The organism is uncultured Dialister sp. (genome assembly GCF_900541605.1).
In the GTDB taxonomy this organism is placed as follows: domain Bacteria; phylum Bacillota; class Negativicutes; order Veillonellales; family Dialisteraceae; genus Dialister.
The window spans coordinates 1-5899 of record NZ_UQKJ01000112.1; the positions used below are offsets into that span (position 1 = coordinate 1).

Consider the following 5899-nt stretch of genomic DNA (forward strand, 5'->3'; position numbering starts at 1 on the left):
GCCGGTTACGGCAGCAGCCATGAAAACGGCAGCCGGCGCTTTTGCCTATCTTCCGGTGTGCCAGACCGGCAATATCCGCCAGACTCTGGAATCTCTGAAAGACAAGGGGTTCTGGGTAGTCGGTGCAGACATGGATGGAGAAGACCTGTACTATGAGGCGAACCTGAAGGGACCATTGGTCATTGTGATGGGAGCAGAAGGAAAAGGGGTCAGTCCCCTGACAAAGAAACTCTGTGATTTCTGCGTTCGTATTCCTATGAAAGGAAGGGTATCTTCCCTTAATGTTTCCGTAGCGGCAGCCCTTCTTATTTATGAAGCTGCCAGGCAGAGGAGCCAGTCATGAAAGATCTCTATCTGGTAGATGGATATAATGTAATCTTCTGGTGCCCTGAGATTTTTGGCAGGACAGATCTGGAATCAAGTCGTAAAAAACTGATTGATCTTATGGAAGATTATGGTGCCCACAATGATATAGAAGTCATTATTGTCTTTGATGGTCAGGGACAGTCTACAAAGGCAAAGGTGGAAAAAATCGATGATTTTTTTACATTGGTTTATACACCAAGCCGTATGACCGCAGACAGTTATATAGAAAAAGAATCCTATTTGCGGCGGGATGAATACCGTCATATCTTTGTTGTTACTTCCGATGGGCCGGAACAGAGTCAGGTTTTGGGCAATGGCTCCTATCGGGTAGCGGTGGATGATCTGGTAAAGGCGGTTAATGAAGACAAGGCTGTGCAGACTACTTTTATCAATCATAACAATCGGAAAAACCTTCGCAGTGAAATAGGCCGTGCCATTCCGGCCTCAGTCCAGGAGAAGCTGGATAAATTGAGAAAGAGGTAATGGAAAATGGTGCGATGGTTGTCTTGAGCCAGGTAACCGGAGTGACCCAGGGTGAAGACGATCTATCCTTTGTGGGCTGCTCCTGCCATTTTTTGTTTTTGGATAATGGCTTGAAACTTTGGCTGTGGATTGGGTATCGGAAATGACCATGATATATATCCCCTTGACCCTTATTCCGGTTTAGTATAAAATAGTCTTTGATATCATCATTTCATCAATGAAAGACCGTATCTGCCCTGATGCGTGGCAGGTGCAGAGGAGGATTTACAGTGAAATACTTTTTGATTGGTTTGACCCTGATTGTCTCTTTGCTTCTGATTGTTGTCGTTGTGGGACAGGAGTCCAAACAGGCCGGGATGGGTACGGCTATTGGCGGCGGCACAGAAAATATGGCAGGAGGAAGGACACGCGGCAAAGATGCAGTACTGTCAAAGTTTACCATCGTATTCGGCACTATTTTTGCTGTACTCTGCCTTGTACTGGGCAGGTATATGAATACTTTCTGATTGAAAGGGGAGGGGCTTGCCGTGGGCAGGCCTCTTTTTATTTTGCCCTTGCAGAAGGGCTTTATTTCATGTAGTCTTAATAGGGATACTTGTTTTTTACCTCTTCCGACAGGAAGCGATTGATACAGGAGATACAAATGGATAAAAAGGAGCTTTTACCTTATAAACCGGGAGTCGTACTGCAGGGTACTTATAAATCATATGGCCGGTTTGGATTTCTTTTGACCGATGAAGACCATGAAGATGTTTACATCGCAGAAAAGGACCATCTGAATGCTGTCAATAATGATACCGTAGAAGTGAAGACCATGAAGAGCGAAACCGGCCGTCATAACACGGAAGGTCGTATTACGAGGGTCATTGAAAGGGCCAATGATACTTTCGTCTGCACCTATGAGATGCTCAAGGGTGGCGGAGAAGCAGTACCGATTGATGAAAAGGTAGATATGGTGATCCAGATTCCCGAAGGACAGGAGATGGGGGCTACGACCGGAGCCCGGGTAGTGGTAGAAGTGACCAGGTGGCCGGGAGAATGGACTGATGCGGAAGGTCATGTGACGGAAATTATCGGCTATAAAGGCGATAAGGGGCTGGATATAGATATTATTGTTGCCCAGCACAGGCTGCCCCATGTGTTTTCCGATGATCTCATGGAAGAAGCCGATCATCTTTCCCGCACTATTGTGCCGGAACCGGGACTTAAAGATTTCAGAAATATTCCTATTGTTACTATTGATGGTCCGGATTCCAAGGATCTTGATGACGCCGTATACTGTGAAAAGAAAGATAATGGGCATTTTGAACTGGGCGTTCATATTGCCGATGTATCCCGGTATGTCAGGAAAGGAACGCTTCTGGATGATGAGGCTTATCGGAGAGGAACCAGTGTCTATCTGGCGGATCGGGTCATCCCGATGCTTCCCTTCCAGCTGTCCAATGATCTCTGCAGCCTGAATCACGATGAAGACAGATACGCCATGTCCTGCGTCATGGATGTAGCACCGGATGGGACGGTAAAAACGGAATGTATTTCTCCATCCATTGTTCGGGTAGCAAGGCGCTGTAATTATCCGGAAATTAATAAGGCCTTTGATGAAGGTATTGCACCGGAAGATCTGAAACTGCACCTTCCTATGCTGGAAGATTTGAGGGAATGCGCAAAAGTCCTGCGGGACAACAGGACCCGCCGGGGAGCATTGGATTTTGATTTTCCGGAATATAAGGTAATCCTCGACGAAGATGGTACACCGCTTCGTATTGAAAAGAGAATCCGCGGAGAAGCGGAGAAGATGATTGAGGATGCCATGATTGCCGCTAATGAAGCGGTGGCCCGTTTCCTGGAAAAAACAGGTCATACTTCTATTTACCGGGTCCATGACCACCCTGACAGGGATAAACTGAATTCGCTGAAGCGCCTCATTGCCATTATGGGTCTTCCTATCCATATTCCCGATGATCCGGAGCCGAAGGATGTGCAGAAACTGCTGGAATCGGTCAAAGGAAAAGATATTGAAGCTGTGGTGCAGGTTATGACGCTCCGTTCCCTGCCCCAGGCCTGCTACAGCACCGATAATGATGGCCATTTCGGTATTGCCAGTGAATGCTATACCCATTTCACATCGCCAATCCGCCGCTATCCTGATCTTATGGTACACCGCCTGATTCGCGAGGCTCTTCATGATAATATGACGAAGGGCCAGCGGAAAAAACAGACAGAATTCCTGATCCGAGCTGCAGAACACTGCTCTGAAACAGAACAGAACGCTACGGAAACGGAACGGGACGTAGATGATCTGAAGATGACGGAATACATGGTCCCCTTCGTGGGTGAACCGTTTGATGGCAGGGTCACAGGAATTACAAAATTTGGTATTTTCGTGGGTTTGGATAATGGGGTAGAAGGACTTGTCCATATCGATTCCATGGACGATGATGAATATATTTACCAGGAAGATACGATGACCATGAAAGGCCGGTTCTCCGGGACTACATATTCCATGGGGATGCCGGTTCGAGTAACGCTGGTGAAGGCGGATAAGGAAAGACGGGAAGTGGACTTCATTCTTGGAGAAATCCATTCTCCCCTGAATCTGGAAAAGAAAACCCGCAGCTTTTCTAAATCCCATTCCCGTAAAAAGGGAAAAACGGGAGGAAAAGGAAAGAGTAAAGGGAATAGTAAAGGTAAGAGGAACAGGTAAGTATAAGCAGTCTCGCATGGAAAAAGGGATTCCATGGTGTGACAGCTGCTTTACCCAAACTATGAACATGTACCTCTTGAATCACGATGTCCTCGTAAAGGAGGGACAGCAGGAAAGCAGGAGTCATTGATGACAAAGGAAAAATTAAAATCAGCTCCGCCGGTTTCGACCAATCGGCAGGCTTATCATAATTATTTTATTCATGAAACCTATGAATGTGGAATCGCCCTGACCGGTACAGAAGTGAAATCTATAAGAGCAGGCCGGGTGAATCTCCGTGACAGTTTTGCGAAAGTGGAGAATGGAGAGGTGTACCTCTGGAATGCCCATATCAGTCCTTATGAACAGGGCAATATTTTCAACCATGACCCACTTCGTACCCGGAAGCTTTTGCTTCATAAGCAGGAAATCCGCAAAATTGAGATGAAACTGAAGACAAAGGGATATACTCTGGTACCCCTGAAAATGTACTTTCGCCATGGTAAAGTAAAGGTGGAAATCGGAACAGCTACAGGTAAGAAATTATACGATAAACGGCAGGATATGGCTGAAAAAGCGGCTAAGAAAGATCTGGACCGCCGTATCAAGGAACAGCGTTACGACTGGCGATAGTTTAAAAGTTGCAGAAAGCGGCCAATCAGAGTAAAGTAAGGGAAGCACTGATTAAATCTGACTCTGCGAATTAATCAGTGCTTCTTGAGGTAAATAGCGGGCTGCAGTTCGGGTTATAGCGGGAATAAGGAGATAGAGATGGATAAATCGGATAAACCCTTTTACAGGAAAGGCGGTAAATCTTTTCACAAAGACAGAAAGGGTAATGGAAGCAGAACATTGCGCAGGAGAAAACTGGAACCGGGCGTGGAATTTGAAGACCGCACCCTGGGTGTAGGCATTGTAAGAAAAGTAACGGAAGATGGCATCACTGTAGCATTCGGCGACGTGGAAAAGGTTATTCCCCGCCGGAAAAGGGATGATGGGAAAAAATTTTCCGGTTCCCGGGCAGATGGTAAGCCTTTTGAGAAAAAGGTATTTACTTTTGATACAAAGGGTCGGCCGGAGGATCGGCAGAAAGGCCGCGGGAAGGATGAAGTGACTGTGGGCCTTTCGGTGGTTGATGAAAAGCTTGGTAAAGGCGTAGTCAGCCGCATCACGGAGCGGGGGGTCTATGTGACCTATGAGGCTACGGGAGAACATGTTATGTATCCCCAGGGGTTGCCTGCAAAGCTGAAGAAGAGTGCTTTTCCCGAAAGGAAAAGGGAAAAAAGGAAAATTCTGCCTAAGGGGAAAGGCAGGACTTACCGGGTACCGGAACAGGAAAAGCCGGAACCTGCGCACCAGATTATTCCCCACAGGGCAAAGGAAACCCACCGTGGTAATACACGGTTTATCGATCTTGGAGAAGGGACCATGGTTTTTTCTCCGGATTATGGAGAGGGAGTTATTACAGCCATCAATCATGGTCACCTGACAGTGGAATTCAGGGATGGATCGAGAGATTTTGCTTATCCCGCTGCATTTGCGGAAGGACAGATTATAGTCCCGGAAAAGAAAGATGAGAAATAAGAAATTTGAGATTTGTGCCTTGAAAGTTGAGGTACGAATCTCAATTTTTGATTGGGAATGGCATGTTGGTCCTGGCCGGTTCCGTTTGTTGTGCTGGTGGTACAACCATACCTGGAACTTCCGGCAGCTGGCAGCTGCCGGAAGCCCCGTGGGAGTGTTTCTACTCATAAGCATGTGGGCTGCTGTACTCCAATAGCTCGATGAACTACCATTGAATTTTCCATCTCCGGTGTTGACAGGAACCAGCTATTAATTTTACCTTGAAATACATATAAAAATAAACTATAAAAAGAGTTAGAAAAAGCAGTTCTAAAAAATTGTTTAATCATGTATAATAAATGTGGATGAGGATAATAGCCTGAAGGGGGAGAGGCCTCACAAAAATACCCCGACCATGCTGGAATCGTAAGCCATCCTGCAAAGATGAATCCATAAGAGCTCCGGGCTGAAATCATCCCGTTCGATGCAGATCCTGATTATCCTGTAATTTGCAGGGAATTGGGAAAAGATTTAAAGTCGTCAGTTAAATGAATCAGGCGTATCATCAGGCCTGAAGATATGGTATGGAATAGAGATGTGGCCCTATATGTTCTGTTCCCTCCATGATCTTCGGGCTTGTTGTAGTGCAATGGATGATTTGATTTACTTGACGTAGCCCTGTTTCTACTGCATCCAGCTTTTATTACGTTAGTTTATCCATAAAAAAAGAGCCGGCAGGGCTCTTTTTATTGTAAAAAGAAAACCCCCGGTTGGACCGGGGGTTCAATAAAGCTTTAGCGATGA

General features: G+C 46.2%; 6 protein-coding genes. All 6 read left to right on the plus strand.

Annotated elements, in window-relative coordinates:
• The coding region (locus QZR21_RS07545) for an RNA methyltransferase (RefSeq protein ID WP_296974708.1) at positions 1–343 on the plus strand (343 nt) is incomplete at its 5' end.
• The gene (locus tag QZR21_RS07550; protein ID WP_296097614.1) at positions 340–849 is read left to right on the plus strand and encodes an NYN domain-containing protein; all 510 of its coding nucleotides are present in this window, start codon (positions 340–342) and stop codon (positions 847–849) included. The genes QZR21_RS07545 and QZR21_RS07550, both read left to right, overlap by 4 nt.
• A gap of 269 nt (positions 850–1118) precedes the next feature.
• The gene (secG, locus tag QZR21_RS07555; RefSeq protein WP_296097617.1) at positions 1119–1355 is read left to right on the plus strand and encodes a preprotein translocase subunit SecG; all 237 of its coding nucleotides are present in this window, start codon (positions 1119–1121) and stop codon (positions 1353–1355) included.
• A gap of 137 nt (positions 1356–1492) precedes the next feature.
• Positions 1493–3553 carry a ribonuclease R gene (gene rnr, locus QZR21_RS07560; protein WP_296097619.1) on the plus strand — a complete coding sequence of 687 codons (2061 nt, stop codon included), beginning with the start codon at positions 1493–1495 and terminating at the stop codon, positions 3551–3553.
• Positions 3554–3682: 129 nt separating this feature from the next.
• Positions 3683–4165 (plus strand): SsrA-binding protein SmpB, encoded by a 483-nt coding sequence (gene smpB / locus QZR21_RS07565; RefSeq protein WP_296097620.1) that lies wholly within the window; start codon positions 3683–3685, stop codon positions 4163–4165.
• Positions 4166–4303: 138 nt separating this feature from the next.
• Entirely contained in the window at positions 4304–5116 is an 813-nt protein-coding gene (locus tag QZR21_RS07570) for a hypothetical protein (protein WP_296097621.1), read from the plus strand.
• Positions 5117–5899 lie beyond the last annotated feature (783 nt).

What these genes read in the sequence shown, in the direction of transcription:
- smpB (WP_296097620.1), top strand. Translation starts at nt 3,683, where the DNA reads ATGACAAAGGAAAAATTAAAATCAGCTCCGCCGGTTTCGACCAATCGG.
- QZR21_RS07550 (WP_296097614.1), top strand. Translation starts at nt 340, where the DNA reads ATGAAAGATCTCTATCTGGTAGATGGATATAATGTAATCTTCTGGTGC.
- rnr (WP_296097619.1), top strand. Translation starts at nt 1,493, where the DNA reads ATGGATAAAAAGGAGCTTTTACCTTATAAACCGGGAGTCGTACTGCAG.
- QZR21_RS07570 (WP_296097621.1), top strand. Translation starts at nt 4,304, where the DNA reads ATGGATAAATCGGATAAACCCTTTTACAGGAAAGGCGGTAAATCTTTT.